The sequence below is a fragment of the Sphingomonas sp. NFX23 genome (assembly GCF_049887795.1).
Lineage (GTDB): Bacteria > Pseudomonadota > Alphaproteobacteria > Sphingomonadales > Sphingomonadaceae > Sphingomonas.
On record NZ_JAGEKH010000009.1, the window covers coordinates 125195 to 143378 of the forward strand.

Sequence of the window (18184 nt, forward strand, 5' to 3'; positions counted from 1 at the left end):
AAATGACCGCTGTAGGCATTGGTCCTCCAAGTGGGTCTGGCCTGTCGCCGACAATAGCCGTCCGCGACGATCCGCGCGAGTTGCTTCGAGACGCGATGGTAGACTTTATCGGGGTTGCCACGTCCAACGCCACCCATGCTGAATGGGCGCTCGCGGCGATTGAGGCGGGGCGGCACGTGATGGTAGAGAAGCCGTTGCACTGACTAATAGCTGCTTAACATCGTATGGCATTTAGGTCGCCTTTGCTTAGCGGCTACTACCTTTTACAGCGTCAACGATGCTGACGGGAGGGGGCGCAAAAAAACGGCTGAGGACATGGCTTAGCCCGCCATGGTTTCCCCGATGGAATGAAGAGCCCGTGCCAAGTCGGTTTGCTAGGCGTTGATGCGCTTTGCCGAGATTGTGATAAGGTACGGAGGGCAGCAAATGATGCAGTCCGTGATATCGCAATCCGACGGGTGCCCACAGTGCCGGCAGGGTCGCAGGCGGAGGCACGTTGACGGAGTCCAAATACTGTTCCGTCAGCGTCATTGGAAGGCCGCCTTCGTTCTCCCAAAGATGCGCGGCCAGAGTACGAACCTGATTTATCACCGCAACGCCGGCACCGATCGCAAAGCCAATCGTAAGACTCCTCAGGGTTATGGCATCGGTGAGTGCCAGAATGATCAGGGCCGTTGCCCACACGCTGGTAGCAGCCTCCAGTACGATCCACTCGCGCCGAAAGGCACCGGTGGGTGGACGGCGACGGAAGGCGGGATTGATAGCCAATGCCGAGTAGCGCTCCATCACCGATCGACGGATGCGGCAGCTGACGAAGCTGAGAGGGCTGAACACGGCGAAACGGATCAGCAATCCGAGAGGTGCCAAGGCCGAGACGACGACGAACATGATCACCGCGGTCGCCCGCATGGAAGCCAATGGCAGGTATTCGGGGTCGCGCGCCGTACCGTAGCTGGTCCTTGCATGATGAAGGGTGTGCACGTCGTCATACATGAACGACGGCACTAGAAGCGGGATGCCGATCATCAGGTTCCACGCGGTTCTAAACCCTTGCAGGCTTCCACTCTTGATGTGGGTGAGTTCGTGGATGAAGCTGATCCCGCGATAGAAAGCGAGCATGCAGACCACGATCGACAGCGAGCTCAATACACCGAACGGCAAAAGCAGCGCTCCGGCAAACGCGCCGTAAGCGACACCAGCTGTGAGCAGCAGGTCGGTCCAGTAGATCCACGGCTTCACCCGACCGAAGTCCCTGCTTATTGCCGCAGCAGCGGCCAGCATTTCGCGATCTTTCGTGCGTGATGGAGCGGCGGGTTCAACCCCCGCTTCCAAGGTAGCCATAGTCGTCAACGTATCAGCCCTTCATACCGCGCCGGGCAGCTTGCCAGCTCGTCACGAAAGCGCGAGCATTTGCCTCCACGTCGCTTGCTGTGCTGCCAGGCCGATATAGCGCCCCGCCCAAACCAAAGCCGCTCGCGCCAGCGGCAAGATACCTACCAAGATCGGATGGCTCGATACCGCCTGTTGGACAGAGGCGAACGTCAGGCCCGACAACCGTCCTAAAAGCCTTGACGACCGAGGGCGGAATTATTTCGGATGGGAAGAGTTTCAAGCCATCCGCGCCAGCGTCGAGCGCGGCGAATGCCTCGGTAGGCGTAGCCACCCCAGGCAGTGTTATAAGCTTGCGATCGACAGCCGCCCGGATCAGCCGGGTATCCGCGTGCGGCGTCACCATCAGACGTCCGCCGACATCGACAAGGCGATCAAGGTCGCTGATTTGCCGCACTGTACCGGCGCCCACGATGATGTCGGAACTGAGCCGTTCGACCATCAAGGCGATGCTCGTGAAGGCATCCGGAGAGGTGAGCGGCACCTCAATGAACCTGAAACCAGCCTCCGCCAGGAGATCGCCGATCGGCGCAGCCTCATCCGGCGTGATGCCCCTCAGGATCGCGACGAGCGGCAGCTCCGCCATCGCGGCATCGAACAGCGTTTTCATGCGGCAAGCTTCATCTGGGGAGCGCCGTTAATCTCGTTGCTCACGGCAATAAGAGCGGCAACCAGACGGTCGGCGTGAGCCGGGGTATGGAATGGCGTCGGCGTGATCCGCAGCCGCTCCTGGCCAACCGGTACAGTCGGGTAATTGATCGGCTGCACGTAGATCCCGTGTTCTTCTAGCAGCAATTCGCTCGTCCGACGACACAGGTGGGCGTCGTTGATCATCAGGGGCACGATGTGGCTCGCAGTGTCCGTGCCGACCGGAAGACCTGCCGCGAGGAGCGCTGTCTTCACATAGGCGACATGCTCCTGCTGAAGCTGGCGTTCGGTGCCGCTCGCTTTGAGGTGGCGCACCGCAGCAAGTGCACCGGCCGCAAGATGCGGGCATAGCGAGGTGGTGAAGATGAAGCTCTCCGCAAAGCTCCGGATAACGTCGATGAGCAAGGTGGGGCCCGTTACATAGCCACCGATGACGCCGAAGGCCTTGGCGAGCGTGCCTTCGATCAGGGTGATCCGGTCAGCCAATCCCTCACGTTCCGCAATCCCGCCGCCCTGCGCGCCATACATGCCGACAGCATGAACCTCATCGAGGTACGTCATTGCCCCGAACCGCTCAGCCAGCTCGCAGATCGCGGCGATCGGAGCGACGTCGCCGTCCATCGAGTAGACGCTCTCGAAAGCGATGATCTTGGGTCTGTCCGCGTCTACCGATCCCAGCAGCTCTTCCAGATGCGCTACATCGTTGTGACGGAAGATAAACCGTTCCGCGCCAGAGCGCTTGATGCCCTCGATCATGGAATTGTGGTTGAGTGCGTCCGAGAAGATCGCGCAGTTCGGCAGCAATCGTCCGAGTGTTCCAAGGGCTGCCAGATTGCTGATCCAGCCGGACGTGAACAACAGTGCGGCTTCTTTGCCATGGAGTCCGGCAAGCTCCTCTTCCAAAGCGACGTGCTCGCTGACCGTGCCCGAGATATTCCGTGTACCGCCGGTGCCGGCACCGGAGCGTGTGATGGTCTCGTGCATCGCGGCAAGGACGTCAGGATGCTGCCCCATGCCGAGATAGTCGTTGCTGCACCATACCGTCACCTCGCGCATGGTACCGTCGGGACGGTGCCAGCGTGCCTTCGGGAAGGCGCCCGCGATCCGCTCCAACTGTGCGAAGGTCCGGTAACGCCCTTCAAGCCGGGTTTTGGCTAGAAGATCTTCAAAATGAGCATCGAGGTTCATGGTTCGCTCCTACGGAACGTCAGAGAAAGTTTAGGGGTGTACCCACCAGCGGATGATGCTGGCGACGATCCCGAGGGCCACCACGCTGAGCGTCCAGATCAGCACCAGCCAGCCGATCCGTCGCCAAAGCGATGCCGGTGGGGTGTCAGCCATCAGTGATAGCCTTCGGTGACGGTTTTGCCGCGGAAGACCCAATAGGCCCAGGCGGTGTAGGCGATGATGAGCGGCATGATGAAGACGGTACCCACCAGCATGAAGATCTGGCTCTTCTCGGGCGCTGCCGCATCCCAGATCGTCAGTGCACGCGGCACCACATACGGGAACATACTGATCCCAAGGCCCAGGAAACCGAGTGCGAAAAGAGCCAGCGTGACAAGGAACGGGAGGCGTTCCCGGCCGCGCTTCAGGCTCCAGAAGAAGATGCCTCCGACCGCGATCGTCGCGAGAGGGACCTGTGCCGTGAACAACACGCGGGGCATTTCGAACCAGCGGTGCCAATAGTCGATCGCCAGGAACGGCGTCGCTGCGCTAACCGCTGCCATCACAATCAGGGTCGTTATGCCCAGCCGGAACGCCATTTTTCGCGAATGTTCCTGAAGCGAACCGTGCGACTTGCCGATCAACCAGCTCGACCCCAGCAGGGCATAGCCGGAAAGAAGCGCGGCGCCGGTTAGCAAGCTGAAGGGCGACAGCCAGTCCAAAGACCCGCCGGCATAGGCGCGACCCTGGACCTTGATCCCTTGCAACACCGCTCCGAGCAGGATGCCTTGCGACAACGTTGCCACGACCGAGCCGACGAAGAAGGCAGTGTCCCAATAGGGGCGATGGCGCGGGTCGCGCCAACGGAACTCGAATGCCACGCCGCGGAAGATCAAACCGAGCAGCATGCCGATAACCAGCGGGTAAGTTGCCGGCAGGATGACGGAGTATGCGAGTGGGAAGGCCGCCATCAGGCCGCCCCCTCCCAGCACCAGCCAGGTTTCGTTGCCGTCCCACACCGGAGCGATCGAGTTCATCGCCTGATCGCGTTCCTCCCCGACCTTCAGCGTTGGGAAGAGAATGCCGATGCCAAGATCGAAGCCGTCCATAACGACATAGGCGAAGATCGCGAAGGCAAGGATGAAGGCCCAGACGGTAGCCAGATCATAATTGTAAAGCATGGCAGCTTACTCCTTGCTCAGAGCAGGGGCGGGCGTGAAGCCCGTCGCCCGCTGCGGGGTGGAGGCCGGTTCGCTCTCATGGGGAGCAGGTGCCTTGGCCATGAGGCGGAGCAGGTAATAGGTGCCCGCGCCGAACACGATGAAGTAGACGATCACGAACGTCAGCAGCGACGTCGCAACGGCTGCGGCACGGAGCGGCGAGTGCGACTGGGCAGTCAGCAGATACCCGTAGACCGTATAAGGCTGCCGTCCGACTTCCGTCGTAATCCAGCCGGCGATCACCGCGACAAAGCCTGCCGGACCCATGATCATCGCAGCCCGGTGCAGCCATGGCCAATCATAGAGCTGCCGACGGAACCGCGCGAAAAGGCTGAACAGTCCAAGCCCCAGCATCGCCATGCCCAGTCCGACCATGACCCGGAAGGACCAGAAGACCACGGTGACGGGCGGCTCACGGTCGTCAGGGATCGTGTCGAGGCCGGCGAGCGGCGCGTTCGGGTCGTGCTTCAGGATCAGGGACGATGCCTTGGGTACCTCGATCGCATAGTCGATGCGTTTCTCGGCCGCATTGGGGATACCGAACAGGATCAGCGGAGCCCCGTTGGGATGGCTGTCGTAATGCCCCTCCATGGCCATGACCTTGGCTGGCTGGTGCTCCAGCGTGTTGAGCCCATGAGCATCACCGGCAAGAATTTGTGCCGGTGCCGCAATCGCCACCATCCACATCGCCATCGAGAACATCTTTCGCGCCCCGGGATTGGTGCGGTCGCGCAGCAGGTGCCAGGCGCCGACGGCGCCGACGACAAGCGAGGTCGTCAGATAGGCGGCGATCACGACGTGTGTCAGACGGTACGGGAAGCTTGGATTGAAGATGATCGGCAGCCACGATCCGGCTGGTACGAACTGCCCCTGTGCGTTGATGGCAAACCCCTGCGGCGTATGCATCCAGCTATTGGTACTGATGATCCAGGTCGCGGAGATAAACGTTCCGAGCGCCACCATACAGGTCGCGAAGAAGTGGAGCTTTGGTCCAACCTTGTTGATGCCGAACAGCATCACGCCAAGGAAACCGGCTTCCAGGAAGAAGGCGGTCAGCACCTCATAGGCCATGAGCGGCCCAACGACAGGGCCGGCCTTATCGGAGAATACCGACCAGTTCGTGCCGAACTGATAGGACATGACGATCCCCGAGACGACGCCCATGCCGAAAGCCACCGCGAAGATCTTCAGCCAGTAGCGATAGAGATTGGCGTAGACGCCCCGGCCGGTCCGCAGCCACGCGCCTTCCAGCACCATCAGGAAGCTTGCAAGCCCGATGGAAAATGCTGGAAATATGAAGTGGAATGATACCGTGAATGCAAACTGCACTCGGGCAAGGAAAAGGGCTTCGTCACCCATGAAGGGGTCCTCTTGTAGTTCGCTATACCGGGACTAACCCGGCCATCACGTCGCGCCTGATCGCCCATCTTTCTGTGATGTGATCGATCAGGTACAACAGTATAGGTTCAGACCAGCGAGATCTTTCTGGTCGCGTTTGGGGCGGTCATCGCACCCAGTAAGCGCAAGCCACGTTCAAGACGTTCACGGGGAAGAGTGCCCCCGATCGACACGCGCAACGCAGGTGAAACGCTTGTCCGGTCAACTGCGAATACCTCTGCACCTACCACGGATAAGCCGTGCGGACGCAATGTGTTCACGATCTCACCAGGATTGGCGTCCGCAGGGAGCGGCATCCACAGATGATACCCTTCCGGCTGCGACTGGAACCCTTGCGGATCGAGAAACTTTGCCACGATCGCCTGACGAGCTTGTGCTTCGACCCGAACCGCGTTGGTGAGCTGCTGAAACACTCCGCTGCCAATCCAGTCCGCCACGACCGCTGCATTGAGCGGTGGTGCCATGATTGCGGTTTCGTGCACGTCTGCCGCTAGTCGCCATGCCTGTGCGACTGTGGGTGCACGCAGCCACGCGATCCGCAGACCAGGCGATAAAATCTTCGACACGCTGGCGATGTGCCAGGTCCGATCCTCTGCGAACGATGCGATCGGGGGCAACGGCCGTTCCGGCAGGAGACCATACGCGTCATCCTCGATGACGATCAGACCGTGCTGTTCTGCGACAGTGGCGATCGCCTTGCGCCGGTCCACGCCCATTGTCGCAGTCGTCGGATTATCGTTGGTAGGTACGACATATACAGCACGCACACTGCCTTGAGCACAGGCGGCGTCGAGCGCTTCCGCGACCAGGCCTTCCGCATCCGACGCTACGACGTACAGGCGCAAGCCGTACCGGCGCGCGACCGATTGAAACCCCGGATAGATGTGTGCGGCGACTGCTACGGTGTCGCCAGGTTGCAGCTCTGCGCTAACGATCGCGTGCAGGGCATGCTGCCCGCCCGCCGTCACCAGAACGGTGTCGTCGTGGCATGGAACGCCGCGAGCGCTCAACAGATCGGCACCAGCTTCGCGAGCCACGATCATGCCACCACTCGGCTGATACTGGAACGGCGCAGCCACATCAGAACGGGTCAGCAATGCGTCGGCAGATCGTCGGAACGCTGCGGCAAGGAGTGCGCCTGGAATTTCAGGCGGCGCGTTCATTCCGGTATCGGCCGGCTCGCTGTAGCTGATCTTTGGAGCGTCGACCTTCTTCTGCCGAACGAAGCTACCACGCCGGCCGTCACCCTCGATCAGCCCGAGCCGCTGCGCCTCGCCGTAAGCACGAGTCACCGTCGTCAAATCGACGCTCAGCGTCTCGGCAAGAACACGCTGGGGCGGCAGGCGCGTACCGGCGAGAAGGCGTCCGGCCTCGATATCTTTCGAGATCGCCTCAGCAATCGCAAGGTACTTTGGTCCTGAAAAGGACTCGATATCGGGTTTCCAGGTTTGCATGGTTCTCATATATATGTTCCACCTACAAAGTCCATGCATAGCAAGGGCAAAAATTGTCTTCTAATTCAGTCGCGGTGAAGGGCGTAAAGCTCCTTGCCCGCAAGCGCCGACCGCGCGGTTTCGCCATGATCGTGGAAGGCGAGCGAGGCCTCCGCGCAGTCAGCCTCCCAGAAGGTTTCATCGGCGTAACAGGCTAGCGCCCGCTCGGCGCGACCCATACGCGCTGCAACTTCACCGAGCGCCTGTAGGGCGACCCGGACTTCGACATAATCGTCTCCGCTGCCGGCGAGCACCGTGCGAGCGTCGTCCGAGCGCCCCGTAGATGTTAGGTATGAAGCGGCGATGCGCCGGGCATCAGGCATAAATGAGCGCATAGGCCGCTCCAAGGAATGAATCAGAAAAGACCTGTGGCCGGATCAATCGTCGAAGTTGCTGCTATCTTTCGTATTTTCGCGACCGTGAAGCTGATCCCAGATCTTGCCCGTACCAGCCTCTTGAGCACGGTTGACGTACTGAGAGGCGACCAGCCAGCCTTTGATTGGGTGCAGCGGCAGCAGACATCCTAGAAGCATGACCGGGAGCGACGTGAACAGATGCACCCACCACACCGGATCAAATTTAACCTGAATCCACACGACAAAGAAAGCGAGCGGAAAGGCAACGATGCACAGGGAAAAGAAGGCAGGACCATCGTCAGGCGCGGCAAACCGATAGTCGAGACCGCAGGCCTCGCATCGGTCCGCGACCTTCAGCCACGACTTAAACATGTGTCCCTTGCCGCATCGCGGGCAAAGGCCCTTCCAACCGGTCTTAATAATCCAGCGGAATTTGTCACCATCCGTATCCTGAGTCACATGCGCACCGTTTGTTTGTAGCGATGTTCCGTACATAGTACGCATTGCATGGACTTTCTAGGGTCTTTGTGTGCGCCATCTCTAAGCTGTGACCCGATCATATCGACGAGCCGGTTTGCATGTGTTCGTCCGCGCCGGTCCGCGCTTTGCTCCGCGCAAGCCTCAGTGGCCGATTGTAAGCGCCGCGGGCGAGACGGTCATCCATAGCGCCATCGTAATCATCATGAGGTTCTCAGTCAGCGACAGGAAACCGAGCGGCACGTTGCTAGACCCGCCCACGCAGGCGCACTTCAGCTCGCGCTTATCAAGGTACACCGCCTTGAACACCGACACGGCACCCACGGTCCCGATGAACAGCGCGACCGGCACCGACAACCAGGTCAGCCCGCCCGCGATCATCAGCACGCCCGCCAGGCCCTCAGCGAAGGGGTAGATGTAGGAGTAGCGCACCCAGCGCTTCGCGAGCAGGTCGTAATTGAGGAACATAGTGGCGAAGCTCTCGATGTTCTGGAGCTTGAGCAGCGCCAGCACCGCCATGCTGAACCCGATGAACCACTCGCCCGCTCGTAGGGTAAAGGGCGTGCCATAAGCGGCATGGCTTGCAGCGAGCGCCATCAGCGCGGTCACTGCGAACAGCGCGACGACCGGCTTGTATGTGGTTGCCTTGGGATCGGCGACGGCTTTACCGAAATGGCGGCGCACGTCGTCGTAACCGCCAATCCGCTTGCCCCCGATGAAGGTCTGCGGGGTCGTCCTCACACCGTTCTCGGCCGTAAAGGCGTCCGTTTCCTTCCGCGTGGTCAGCCAGTGGTCGTCCACGGTGTAGCCCTCGCGTTGCAGCAGATCCTTGGCCTCCAGGCCGTAGGGGCAGACGTGCTTGTCCATTACCATCCGGTACAAGGTGGCGCGGCGGGAGGCGACGATCGTGGTCATGAGCAGCGGCTTTCGAGCTGGTATCTTTCAGGCTGCCACCCATATAGGGTCCGGACCATGGTACGGAGTCAAGGGTTGGCGCAAATGACCATCGCCGGGCTGGCGCGCGGGGCCGGCGTCGGCGTCGAAACCGTACGCTACTACCAGCGCCGCGGGTTGCTGGAGGCGCCCGAGCGGCCGAGCAGCACCGGACACGGCGGGGGCGTGCGCCGCTATGGTATTGAAGACGTACGCCGGCTGCGCTTCATCTGTTCGGCGCAAGCGGCTGGGTTCACGCTCGCGCAGATCGAGGAATTGCTGGCGCTCAATGCGATCGACGATCGAACACGGGCGCGTGAACTCGCCAGCGAGAGGATAGCGGCGTTGGACGCCAAGATCGAAGAATTGGAGCAGGCCCGCGCATCGCTGCGCCGGCTCGCTCAACAATGTGGCAGCGGCGCGGCCGGTCCGTGCCCGATCCTGACCTCGTTCGAACAGTCGGACAACTAGAGTCGAATGGCTCGGACTGGGCTGTTACGCCTCCTAGCCCATTGATCGATCCGGTCGATCATTCCCAGACCTATCCGAACCCACCTCAGACCGTCCGAAAACTCGTCACCTGCCTCAATCGGCGCCCAGCAAGCACAACGTAGTTTCGCCCGCACGCACCTAAGTAACGATCTAGGCGTACCCATGGAAGCGCAGCTATATTAATTCGCTAAGTTCGCGCTGAGAGTTTTCGGACGGCCTGACCTGTTTGTCGTCACTGACGGTTGGAGGTGAGGGCAAAGGCCTCGTTCAGCGTCGCATACTTCGATGCCAAATTCAGGTGTATCTTCTTCACCGCTGAATCGCCTGCTAGCGCTGCCGCGTCCAATTCCTGCTGCGCTCGCCGTGCATAATATACCGCCTCCTTAGGCGCACCGCCGATTGACGAAGCAGTTGGGTGCCGGTTCAGCCTTCCCGCTAGGTGATCACGCTAGCTTGGATCGGTGCCCGGCCGAGTCATTCCCAAAGCCCAAGCTTGATCTCACGCAAAGCCCGGACCCACTTCGGTCTCGTGTTCGAGGATATGAGACAGGAAATCGAGCGCGCTACGAACTTCCGCTCGACTGAGCACGCCACCAAGCGAGATGCGTACAGCTTCAACGGGCGGCCCCGCCACGGTGAAAGCGTCACTGACGACGATACTGAGGTCCGATGAGCGCATCCGGGCTGCGAACGCCGATCGCTGCCATGGTTCGGGAAGGGCCATCCAGAAGTGGAATGCTTCGGGATGCGTTACATAGCTACCCTTCGGTAGAAGCTCGGCGAGCAGCTTCTGCCGTGCCTGAGTCTCCTTGCGGATAGCGTCGATGACCGCCGATGCCGTGCCGTCCTCAATCCAGAGCGTGGAAAGCGCGGTTGTGAGCGGGGATGCCATCACCGTCGTGGTCCGCAGCGAGCCTGAAATTGGCCAAAGCCGTCGCTGATCGGGCGCCACCAGATAGGCTATCCGCAGCCCTGCTCCGACGCATTTGGATAAGCTCACGACATAGTAGGTAAGGTCGGGGGCCAGCGCGGCGAACGCCGGAATGGGCCTTCTTAGCAGGGCGCCGTAGGCATCGTCTTCTACGATGATCATACCGTGCGCACGAACAATCTCGATCGTGGCTAGCCTCCGGGCCTCAGGCATAGTGGACGTCGTTGGATTAAGTAGCGTCGGGTTGAGATACAGCGCCTTTGGCTTTTGCTCACGACACAGTTCTTCCAGCGCGGCCGGATCAATTCCATCTTCGTCGATCGGCACACCAACGAGCTTTATTCCCAATCGGCCTGTGACCGCCTTGATACCCGGATATGTAAGCGCCTCACACAGGAGGGTCTCGCCGGGCTGCATCGTTGCTTGCAGGATCGCTTGAAACGCGACGTGCGTTCCTGGACAGATTAAAAGCCTGTCAGCGGTAACCTCGACCCCGCGCAATCGCAAAAACCGACAAGCAGCCTCGCGTTGCACATACGTCCCTCCAAATGCCTGATACCGCATTAGGGTGGGGAGATCGTGAGCGACCTTTTGTAGCCCTGCCTGCATCCGATCAAGTAGAGAGCGATCTTCCGGTTCGGGGGCAACGTTCATGGTCAGATCGACAACGCTCGGCCGGACGGCAGCGTGAGATCGACGCGGCTGACCTGCGACAAAGGTGCCATGTCCGACGCGAGACTCAATCAGCCCGCGTCGCTGTGCCTCGACATAGCCGCGCGCGACAGTGGTGAAATTTAGCTCCAGGCGTACAGCCAGCTCGCGTTGCGGCGGAAGGCGGTCGGAAGCACGCAGCCGGCCTGCCTGGATGTCTTCAGCAATGGCATCGGCGATTGCACGGTAATGCGGCTTTCCGAACTTCTCGACATTTGGCGTCCACGACTCCACGAACATCACCTCCCGATCAATGATTGACTGCATTTCATGGCATGACAAGCCAGTCAATTTCCGAAGAGCTAACCCACATTGCGCATCTGATTCGTTTCACGAAGTGCTCGCATTATAGGCACCGGACGAAGCAGGTGCGCAAACGTCAGGCACTTGCTAACACGGCGATAAATCGCAATGAAATTATAAATTCACCGAGATTGCGGTTGGCCGACAAAATCGAACGGCTCACCGTGACGCATGGTGTAAATTGAATGCATCTTCCCGATGCGCTGTGACTGCATCATTGACCACATGTTTGTTTCTATCAGTTTAAAGGTCGCCCCGCCGATGCGGGACCATTTGAACCCGGAGCAACTCATGCCAAGCGTCACCGCCGCCGCCCATCAGAAGGGCGATTTCTTCGTCGATTACGAGCAGAAGGTTTTTGAGGATGTGAAGGCGGAGCCCGGCGAAAAGGCGCTTGTTACCTTCCATACCGTCGCCTTCGAAGGCTCAATTGGTCTGGTCAACATGCTCCAGGCCACCCGATTGCAGCGCAAGGGCTTCGAGACCAGCGTTCTACTTTATGGCCCCGGCGTCACGCTCGGTATCCAACGCGGATTTCCCAAGCTCGGGGACGAAGCATTTCCCGGACACATGGCCGTCAACAACCAAGTCGAGAAGTTTATGGCCGAAGGCGGCAAGGTCTATGCCTGCCGGTTCGCGCTGCAAGCACTTTACGGTCATGGTGAGCCGTCGTTGATCCCGGGCATCGGGCCATGGGTCCGCAGTAGCGTCGTCGAAAGCACGAACATGCTCATGGCTCTCCCGCATCGTCCACAGGGCTGAGGCATTCATAAAAACCCTTCGCCGGCATGTTCCCGGAAGCGCTCGTGATCGCGCACATACTCCGCCACCATGTCGATCGAGGCATGCCGGCTATGCTCACGCATCTTGAACAGATTGGCATTCTGCCGCCCTGCCTCGGTCAGGAACCCAGCCCGCAGTGAGTGGCCGGAGAATAACGCTTCTGGATAACCAGCGGATCGGGCAGCTGCTTTGACAACAAGCGCAACACCCTGCGCGCTCATCGGCTGCTGGGTGAGCCGCCCTTGCGGGGTCAACTTGCGAAAAACTGGGCCGGTCTCGATCGCGGCTTTCTCGAGCCAGGCGCGATAATGCCGCACCGGCTCGAGGCGCCGGCCATCGGGAATGGCGACGCTATGCCCCCTGCCCTCCTGGTCGGTCTTCGACGTCGGCACGCGGACCAGCAATCCGCGCGTATCGTCCGACACCCGGCCGACGGTTATCGCCACTAGCTCGGATCGGCGAAAGGCCCCCGCCATCCCGATCGCCAACAAGGCCCGGTCGCGATACGACCGCAGATCATCGCCATCGATCGTCCGCAACATGTCACGCAACACGTCGCCATCCGCCGGGCGCTTCTTACCTGATGGATCGTCGCGCTTGTCGCGGCGGATGGCACGCATGGCTTTTTCCAACCGCGCGCCGTCTGGCTGCTGCGTCGGTGGATCGAACCCCGCTGCGCGGTGCGCAAAAACGATCGCCGACAGCCGTCGACCGATCGTCGACCGTCCAAGCGGCTTGGCCAAAGCCTCGCGCCCTCCGCGCGCCCGATGCGGCGTCCGCGGTGCGAACCCACGCTCCGCCAGTAACGTCAGGAAGGCAGCGACGATCGCCGGCGTCGCGGGCAGCGAGCGATATCCGCTTTCCTCGCACCAGGCGCAAAACAGCCTCCAGTCGGATTGGTAGGCGCGCAACGTCGCTTTTGCCGACGCACGAGCGACATACCCATCGACGCGGTGGCGATCGTCCGGCGCCAGATCGGGTAGGTATGCAGCGAGTTCGTTGACCTGATCGGCCACGATAAGGTCGCCGGCCAAGCTCGTGTCAGTTTCGGCGTCGTGTGACACGTCGGGTCGCTCGATCATCAAATAGGCCGGATGTCACGTTGTTCATCGCCTGACAGGTACGCGAACGCTCAATTTGACGCCAGCATGTTTCTAGCGGGAATTAAGGTTATCGCTAGAATGATCGACCGGATATTCCGCCCTTGCAACTTCGTCCTAGTTATCCCGTTTACACGAGTTTTCCTATCGCTACGCATCTTGACGGTTGTCCGTGTTCTGCCTATTTCATGGATATTGGCTTAAAGCCGGTCGTGCTTCTACTACCGATCTGCGCGTGCAGGCTGAGCCGCACGCACGACCGCCCCCCCGCGTACAGGCAGCAGCCTGCATGCGATCGAGATCCCGCCGAGCAAGGCAGCAGCCTGCAACGCATTCAGCACAGGAACACCCGCTCATGGCGACGAGCATGGAAATCGTACCCTCGGGCGAATTGCAAAAGCAGTTCGGCCGCTATTCCGACGAGGCGATGATCCGCCCGGTCGGAGTCAGTCGGAACGGCCGCGTGCGCTTCGTCATGGTCCCCGTCGACGAATATGAGCGCCTGCGCCGTCGTGAACGGATCGCTGGTCGCGTGGAGGATCTTGATGACCAAACCCTCGAAGCCATCCGGGACGTCGAACCCGGCCGCGGCTCCGAAGCGGCCGAAAAAAGGCTCAACGCTTCCTGAACCCGGCGAGGTTCTGAACTACAGCTACCTGTGGGAATACGAGTACGTTAAAGGTCGAGATGAAGGTATAAAAGACCGGCCGGTTGCGGTCGTCCTGGTCACCCAGACCAATGACGGAATCGATCAGGTCCACGTCGTGCCGCTGACCACCAAGGCCCCTACCCGGGATCAGCTAGCAATCGAAGTGCCCGACGCCGTTCGGCGCGACCTCGGGCTGTCGGGTGATCGGTCGTGGATCATCATCACCGAGTGGAATCGCTTCGCGTGGCCGGGCTACGATATCCGCCCTGTGCCCGGGCGTGAGCCCTCCGTCAGCTATGGCTATCTGCCGGCAAGCCTCTTTCGGCGGGTTCGTGATGCGATCGTCGCTGCCGGGATCGGGCGACCGGTAGATCGCGATATCTGATAAGCAGTGTCTGCATAGACCAAGTCTACGCGGCGTCCATCGGGTCGCCGCGACAACGGCGTTTACCGCATAAGGCTATTACCACTGATTCAGGCAGGCCGCGCTGCACGCCTGTTTTCCTCAGCATCGCCTTGGAGCAGATATGCAAGGAACTGTCCGCCGCCCCTATCGGCCTTTCGTACCGGACCCGAAAGGCCCATGCCTGTGCGGCTCGGGTCTGCGCTACAAAGCCTGTTGCAGCGCCAGATTGCCGGGCCACAGCAACGGTACACGGTGGAAGCGCTTCGCCAAGGAGCAGCGCTGGACGGAAATGATCTGGCATCTGCGCGCTGACGTTACGCAATACACCATCTGGCATCTCAGTCATACGGCACCTGCGGTCGCCAATCGGCCTGAGCTTCGCCACGCCTACCTCATGAATCTCAATATCGAAGCGCTGTCCGATTACGTCGAGAGTCTGATGTGGGGCTACGCTCGCAAGGGGTGGCTGGGTCGCCTTCCCGCGACGTTAGACCGCCTGAGGACCAATATCAACGATCCTCGCTGGCATGCCAAGATTGCCTATCAGCGCGGCATCTGTGCGCTTTGGCAGCATGATCGCGCGCAAGCTGCGCGTGAGATCGCGGGCCTCCAACCGATCACGCCTGATCAACAGGACATCGACCTGCTTCAGATCCACCTCGACCTACATGGCCAAGCCATGGGCATGAGCGAGCGCGTCGCCTTCTTCGATGCTATTCGAACCCGCTCCAAGAGCCGCTCTGACATGCTGCAATATGGCGGTGCCCGCGCATTCGAGATTTTGCTGACTGGCGACGATGCCGGTGCTCGTGTCGCCTTTGGTAAGGTCCTCACGCTTGGGCGTGCAATGGAGGAGGAAAAGCCGTTCAACTCCGCCTGCCAGATCTGGTTTTCCAAGGCGCTGGAGGGCTTGGCCGTTCTTAATGACGACGCCGCTCTGTTCACCGAAATTGACGAGCGCCTGAGCGGCTTGATCGCCGATCCCATCCAACTGGCTGCCTCAGGATGCGCCAACGTCTGGAGAACGATTGGCGATGCCCGGCGCTACGCCGGCCGCCATGATGCTGCGATCGATGCCTATCGCGCCTCAGTCGCCCTTGAAGCGGCGCCCGAGTTGCGGACATTCGAGGCTGAATGTGAGCTTCGCCGAGGTAATCCAGACGCTGCCTTCCGACTGCTACGCTCGATCGCGATTGATGTGCTCGAACCGCCGCAGCGTACCGATCACGCCTTCACATCCTTCTATGTGGCCGTCGCACGGGGTGATCGGCAGTCGTTGCTTGATGCCAGGGAGCTTCTCAAAGCCGTAGTGACGCCGCAGCCCTATTTCGAGAACCACCGACTGCAGCATATCATCACGATCGGTGACGCACTCGAAGCGTTGGACGACAAGGCAGCCCTACCACCGCCGGGTCCGCTCTTGTCCGCACTGGAGAGGGTGTCGCGCTACGTTCAGCTGCAGCCGAATTGGAACGGCTTGGGTATCGACGGCAACGCAATGATCGACGATTTTCTGGCGAACGCGCAGGAACGGTTGAAAGCGCTCGAGGATCGCACGCCGACTTACCCTGACGCATAATCAACAGCCTAGGCCGGCTCGCGGGAGAGGAGGATGTTCGCCACCTGGTCACGAGCATCTGCCATTGTGCCGAGGTGACGCGTTCATCTGATGGCGGCTGCTTTCAGCCGGCGTTGGTGCCGAGCGGAAGCCTCTTCAAATCGGAGGCGGCTCATAAGCCGCCCGACGGCGGGCGCGTTCGACATCGAAAACAAAGGTCGGCCAACCACGTTCAGGATTCACCGTCCGCTCCTGCAGACGAAGAGCCAACTCGTTGCGAATGTCGGCCGCTTCGCGTCGCACCGCTGGAGGTGTCTGCGACCATACAACTTGGCGGATCAGAAAGAGCGCTGGGCGTGCTCCAAATGCAGCCGCTAACAGCAATCGGCCTTCGGCGTGCCCCGTTCCCAAAAGCCAACCCGTGACAAGGAAGATCGCCAAGATCGTAGCGGCGACAATCGCGCCACCGGTTTTCGGTCGCAATTGCACGACCATCGGCAATTGCCACACGTCCTGCACCAAGCCTAGCAGCGGCCAGATCATCACTGGAAACAAAGCAAGGCCCAGCGCTAGCCCGACGGTTTGGCCTAGCGAAGAAGAGACGAACTCCGTCACGCCTCACCCTCCGCGTCTGCACTATCAGGCGCTATTTCCTCCAAAAGACTCTGGGCGACGCTGTGGACGACGACGTTGGTGATAACGCGGTTATCCAGCTGCACGACGCCGCCTACAGTATCTTTGCCATGAAGGGTAAAGCCGGTTGGTCGATCTAGTTCACCGCCTTGATCCTGACGGTGCCAGAACCAGCGGGTTTTCTTGCCGGGAAAGGCGCCGATTTCATACAGAAAGCGTTCCGGCCGCGCGAGCGCGATGGCAATCAATTCGCCGTTGGCGCCCTGCCGAGCGTCGATGACGATGCCCTTGTAGGCGACGCCGTATGCGCCGCTAGTCGTTGAGGTAAAGACATGGCCAATCGGGGCATAACCGTTTTCCGCGGGTCGGGTGATATGCTGGAACACCCACCCCTGCCCGTTCCAATCCAGTCGCTCGAACAGAAGATCGAAGGTCTCGCTACCGACGAAGGCCAGGACGCTGAATACCTCAAGCGCCAGCAGAGCTGCCGTTGCGATCGCGGTACGTCCAGGCATTGCGGTCCCGCTGGTGACAGCGAGGTAGTAGGCGCCGACAGGATTAGGCACCACGGGGCCGAAGTCGAGTTTGGGATAGGCCTCATGGACTGCTAGTACGGCATCGATCATGCCCGCTGCGACGATGTAGCCGAGATAATGGGTGCCAATCGAAAGGATCACAGCGGCGACTAGGGAATTGATCGCGGTCAGCTGCTGCTCTGGCCGACGGGCACCTGCCCTCCCAACGCGCAAGTTGAATGTGGCGAGGGCTATCAGGCCGGGGAGAAGAATGACGACGCTGGCCAGAAACCCCAGCGTGAGCGGCATGATCTACTTCTTGGGCGCGGTGATGCCAGGCTTGAAGGAATAGCGGCCGCTCGCGCCATCGCGCACCACATGCCCCTTGCCCTTCGCCTGACGCCGCTCGGTTTCGAGACGAATGAGTTCCGAGTAGCCGCCTACTTTGCGAGCGGCTTCGCCGGCACGGCGCTGTTCGCCGATGGTCATGATCGTCGCCATGAGCGTTAGATAGAGCAGATAAGACGCATCGTCTACCTAACGTACCAAACGCTACGCGGATCCGGCGTCAGGCTAATGACCGTTGCGCTCCTGTCCCCTTAAATTCACCCGTTGCGCACCGCCCTGGCTTCTGTTGTCTTGGGTGCGAAGCAAATGCTTCCAGATTTTGTGGAGTATAAAATGACCCCGGAAGAACGGCTAGAGCTTGATGGTGCCTTCAAGAAGGTCGCTCGGACGCAGGACGCGGTTGGCCGCTTAGCCGATGAAGGAATGCAAAAGGCGATGGCCCGTGTCGATCAGGGAATATGGGACGGATACTTTCCCCGTCTACAGGCGGCGCGCACTGCGGCCGACGCAGCCCAGACCGAGCTGGAAGAGGTCTATCGCCGTGTCGTGCCAACGCAGTCGCTTACCTAAGCTGATCGTACCCAAAGCGATTAAGCAAAGATAATGACCATCCACTCCAGAATGGGCCTGCCATTAAGCGACCGGAAGCTGCGCAGCACCTCGAAAACGCCCTT

General features: G+C 60.4%; 22 protein-coding genes. 7 read left to right on the forward strand and 15 right to left on the reverse strand.

Annotated features, from left to right (window positions below):
- Window positions 1-2 precede the first annotated feature (2 nt).
- A complete protein-coding gene (locus J4O76_RS21615) occupies window positions 3-203 on the forward strand; it encodes a Gfo/Idh/MocA family oxidoreductase (RefSeq protein ID WP_426284136.1) in 201 nt (66 codons plus the stop codon).
- A 43-nt stretch (window positions 204-246) separates the two neighbouring features.
- Here the strand turns inward: J4O76_RS21615 and J4O76_RS21620 are convergent, their stop codons facing one another.
- The 10 genes from J4O76_RS21620 to J4O76_RS21665 all read right to left on the reverse strand — a co-directional run bounded on the left by J4O76_RS21620 (window position 247) and on the right by J4O76_RS21665 (window position 9063).
- Window positions 247-1341 (reverse strand): fatty acid desaturase family protein, encoded by a 1095-nt coding sequence (locus J4O76_RS21620; protein WP_426284137.1) that lies wholly within the window; start codon window positions 1339-1341, stop codon window positions 247-249.
- A gap of 13 nt (window positions 1342-1354) precedes the next feature.
- Window positions 1355-1999, reverse strand: a complete 645-nt coding sequence (locus J4O76_RS21625) for a 2-dehydro-3-deoxy-6-phosphogalactonate aldolase (RefSeq protein WP_426284139.1) — start codon at window positions 1997-1999, stop codon at window positions 1355-1357.
- Window positions 1996-3225: a 5-aminolevulinate synthase gene (hemA, locus tag J4O76_RS21630; protein ID WP_426284140.1), complete on the reverse strand. Its 1230-nt coding sequence runs from the start codon at window positions 3223-3225 to the stop codon at window positions 1996-1998. Before hemA ends, J4O76_RS21625 begins: the two co-directional genes overlap by 4 nt.
- A 30-nt stretch (window positions 3226-3255) precedes the next feature.
- A complete protein-coding gene (locus tag J4O76_RS21635; RefSeq protein ID WP_426284142.1) occupies window positions 3256-3378 on the reverse strand; it encodes a DUF2474 domain-containing protein in 123 nt (40 codons plus the stop codon).
- A complete protein-coding gene (gene cydB / locus J4O76_RS21640) occupies window positions 3378-4385 on the reverse strand; it encodes a cytochrome d ubiquinol oxidase subunit II (RefSeq protein WP_426284143.1) in 1008 nt (335 codons plus the stop codon). Before cydB ends, J4O76_RS21635 begins: the two co-directional genes overlap by 1 nt.
- Window positions 4386-4391: 6 nt before the next feature.
- Window positions 4392-5783 (reverse strand): cytochrome ubiquinol oxidase subunit I, encoded by a 1392-nt coding sequence (locus J4O76_RS21645; protein WP_426284144.1) that lies wholly within the window; start codon window positions 5781-5783, stop codon window positions 4392-4394.
- A 107-nt stretch (window positions 5784-5890) separates the two neighbouring features.
- Window positions 5891-7315, reverse strand: coding sequence for a PLP-dependent aminotransferase family protein (locus tag J4O76_RS21650; RefSeq protein ID WP_426284145.1), 1425 nt, complete (start codon window positions 7313-7315; stop codon window positions 5891-5893).
- A 26-nt stretch (window positions 7316-7341) separates the two neighbouring features.
- A complete protein-coding gene (locus J4O76_RS21655) occupies window positions 7342-7638 on the reverse strand; it encodes a hypothetical protein (RefSeq protein ID WP_426284147.1) in 297 nt (98 codons plus the stop codon).
- 54 nt (window positions 7639-7692) lie between these two features.
- Window positions 7693-8166 (reverse strand): DUF983 domain-containing protein, encoded by a 474-nt coding sequence (locus J4O76_RS21660; RefSeq protein WP_426284197.1) that lies wholly within the window; start codon window positions 8164-8166, stop codon window positions 7693-7695.
- A 126-nt stretch (window positions 8167-8292) separates the two neighbouring features.
- Complete coding sequence (locus J4O76_RS21665) at window positions 8293-9063, reverse strand: MauE/DoxX family redox-associated membrane protein (RefSeq protein WP_426284149.1); 771 nt, start codon at window positions 9061-9063, stop codon at window positions 8293-8295.
- A gap of 84 nt (window positions 9064-9147) precedes the next feature.
- Here J4O76_RS21665 and J4O76_RS21670 point away from each other — a divergent pair, with 84 nt between their 5' ends.
- The gene (locus J4O76_RS21670) at window positions 9148-9552 is read left to right on the forward strand and encodes a MerR family transcriptional regulator (RefSeq protein ID WP_426284150.1); all 405 of its coding nucleotides are present in this window, start codon (window positions 9148-9150) and stop codon (window positions 9550-9552) included.
- Between the two features lie 520 nt (window positions 9553-10072).
- Here J4O76_RS21670 and J4O76_RS21675 read toward each other — a convergent pair.
- Complete coding sequence (locus tag J4O76_RS21675; RefSeq protein ID WP_426284151.1) at window positions 10073-11482, reverse strand: PLP-dependent aminotransferase family protein; 1410 nt, start codon at window positions 11480-11482, stop codon at window positions 10073-10075.
- Window positions 11483-11743: 261 nt separating this feature from the next.
- Between J4O76_RS21675 and J4O76_RS21680 the strand changes: the two genes are divergently transcribed.
- Window positions 11744-12280 carry an MSMEG_0572/Sll0783 family nitrogen starvation response protein gene (locus tag J4O76_RS21680; protein ID WP_426284152.1) on the forward strand — a complete coding sequence of 179 codons (537 nt, stop codon included), beginning with the start codon at window positions 11744-11746 and terminating at the stop codon, window positions 12278-12280.
- Window positions 12281-12285: 5 nt separating this feature from the next.
- Here the strand turns inward: J4O76_RS21680 and J4O76_RS21685 are convergent, their stop codons facing one another.
- Window positions 12286-13383: a site-specific integrase gene (locus tag J4O76_RS21685; RefSeq protein WP_426284154.1), complete on the reverse strand. Its 1098-nt coding sequence runs from the start codon at window positions 13381-13383 to the stop codon at window positions 12286-12288.
- Between the two features lie 373 nt (window positions 13384-13756).
- Here J4O76_RS21685 and J4O76_RS21690 point away from each other — a divergent pair, with 373 nt between their 5' ends.
- From J4O76_RS21690 to J4O76_RS21700, 3 genes are all read left to right on the forward strand, one after another.
- On the forward strand, window positions 13757-14029 hold the full coding sequence (locus J4O76_RS21690) for a type II toxin-antitoxin system Phd/YefM family antitoxin (RefSeq protein WP_062126301.1): 273 nt from the start codon (window positions 13757-13759) through the stop codon (window positions 14027-14029).
- On the forward strand, window positions 13947-14435 hold the full coding sequence (locus tag J4O76_RS21695) for a hypothetical protein (protein WP_426284155.1): 489 nt from the start codon (window positions 13947-13949) through the stop codon (window positions 14433-14435). The genes J4O76_RS21690 and J4O76_RS21695 overlap by 83 nt, the downstream gene beginning before the upstream one ends.
- A 142-nt stretch (window positions 14436-14577) precedes the next feature.
- The gene (locus J4O76_RS21700) at window positions 14578-16035 is read left to right on the forward strand and encodes a hypothetical protein (protein ID WP_426284157.1); all 1458 of its coding nucleotides are present in this window, start codon (window positions 14578-14580) and stop codon (window positions 16033-16035) included.
- Between the two features lie 135 nt (window positions 16036-16170).
- Here the strand turns inward: J4O76_RS21700 and J4O76_RS21705 are convergent, their stop codons facing one another.
- The 3 genes from J4O76_RS21705 to J4O76_RS21715 are packed head-to-tail and all read right to left on the reverse strand — an operon-like array spanning window position 16171 to window position 17663.
- Window positions 16171-16629, reverse strand: coding sequence for a hypothetical protein (locus J4O76_RS21705; protein ID WP_426284158.1), 459 nt, complete (start codon window positions 16627-16629; stop codon window positions 16171-16173).
- Entirely contained in the window at window positions 16626-17471 is an 846-nt protein-coding gene (locus J4O76_RS21710; protein WP_426284159.1) for a hypothetical protein, read from the reverse strand. The genes J4O76_RS21705 and J4O76_RS21710 overlap by 4 nt, the downstream gene beginning before the upstream one ends.
- Before the next feature lie 3 nt (window positions 17472-17474).
- Entirely contained in the window at window positions 17475-17663 is a 189-nt protein-coding gene (locus J4O76_RS21715) for a hypothetical protein (RefSeq protein WP_426284160.1), read from the reverse strand.
- 111 nt (window positions 17664-17774) lie between these two features.
- Between J4O76_RS21715 and J4O76_RS21720 the strand changes: the two genes are divergently transcribed.
- Window positions 17775-18080 (forward strand): hypothetical protein, encoded by a 306-nt coding sequence (locus tag J4O76_RS21720; protein ID WP_426284161.1) that lies wholly within the window; start codon window positions 17775-17777, stop codon window positions 18078-18080.
- Window positions 18081-18184 lie beyond the last annotated feature (104 nt).

Coding starts and splice junctions, on each gene's coding strand:
- J4O76_RS21700 (WP_426284157.1), top strand. CDS start 14,578: ATGCAAGGAACTGTCCGCCGCCCCTATCGGCCTTTCGTACCGGACCCG.
- J4O76_RS21715 (WP_426284160.1), bottom strand. CDS start 17,663: ATGGCGACGATCATGACCATCGGCGAACAGCGCCGTGCCGGCGAAGCC.
- J4O76_RS21645 (WP_426284144.1), bottom strand. CDS start 5,783: ATGGGTGACGAAGCCCTTTTCCTTGCCCGAGTGCAGTTTGCATTCACG.
- J4O76_RS21695 (WP_426284155.1), top strand. CDS start 13,947: ATGACCAAACCCTCGAAGCCATCCGGGACGTCGAACCCGGCCGCGGCT.
- J4O76_RS21615 (WP_426284136.1), top strand. CDS start 3: ATGACCGCTGTAGGCATTGGTCCTCCAAGTGGGTCTGGCCTGTCGCCG.
- J4O76_RS21685 (WP_426284154.1), bottom strand. CDS start 13,383: ATGATCGAGCGACCCGACGTGTCACACGACGCCGAAACTGACACGAGC.
- hemA (WP_426284140.1), bottom strand. CDS start 3,225: ATGAACCTCGATGCTCATTTTGAAGATCTTCTAGCCAAAACCCGGCTT.
- J4O76_RS21625 (WP_426284139.1), bottom strand. CDS start 1,999: ATGAAAACGCTGTTCGATGCCGCGATGGCGGAGCTGCCGCTCGTCGCG.
- J4O76_RS21650 (WP_426284145.1), bottom strand. CDS start 7,315: ATGCATGGACTTTGTAGGTGGAACATATATATGAGAACCATGCAAACC.
- J4O76_RS21675 (WP_426284151.1), bottom strand. CDS start 11,482: ATGCAGTCAATCATTGATCGGGAGGTGATGTTCGTGGAGTCGTGGACG.
- J4O76_RS21690 (WP_062126301.1), top strand. CDS start 13,757: ATGGCGACGAGCATGGAAATCGTACCCTCGGGCGAATTGCAAAAGCAG.
- J4O76_RS21655 (WP_426284147.1), bottom strand. CDS start 7,638: ATGCCTGATGCCCGGCGCATCGCCGCTTCATACCTAACATCTACGGGG.
- J4O76_RS21635 (WP_426284142.1), bottom strand. CDS start 3,378: ATGGCTGACACCCCACCGGCATCGCTTTGGCGACGGATCGGCTGGCTG.
- J4O76_RS21660 (WP_426284197.1), bottom strand. CDS start 8,166: ATGTACGGAACATCGCTACAAACAAACGGTGCGCATGTGACTCAGGAT.
- J4O76_RS21680 (WP_426284152.1), top strand. CDS start 11,744: ATGTTTGTTTCTATCAGTTTAAAGGTCGCCCCGCCGATGCGGGACCAT.
- J4O76_RS21620 (WP_426284137.1), bottom strand. CDS start 1,341: ATGGCTACCTTGGAAGCGGGGGTTGAACCCGCCGCTCCATCACGCACG.
- cydB (WP_426284143.1), bottom strand. CDS start 4,385: ATGCTTTACAATTATGATCTGGCTACCGTCTGGGCCTTCATCCTTGCC.
- J4O76_RS21710 (WP_426284159.1), bottom strand. CDS start 17,471: ATGCCGCTCACGCTGGGGTTTCTGGCCAGCGTCGTCATTCTTCTCCCC.
- J4O76_RS21670 (WP_426284150.1), top strand. CDS start 9,148: ATGACCATCGCCGGGCTGGCGCGCGGGGCCGGCGTCGGCGTCGAAACC.
- J4O76_RS21665 (WP_426284149.1), bottom strand. CDS start 9,063: ATGACCACGATCGTCGCCTCCCGCCGCGCCACCTTGTACCGGATGGTA.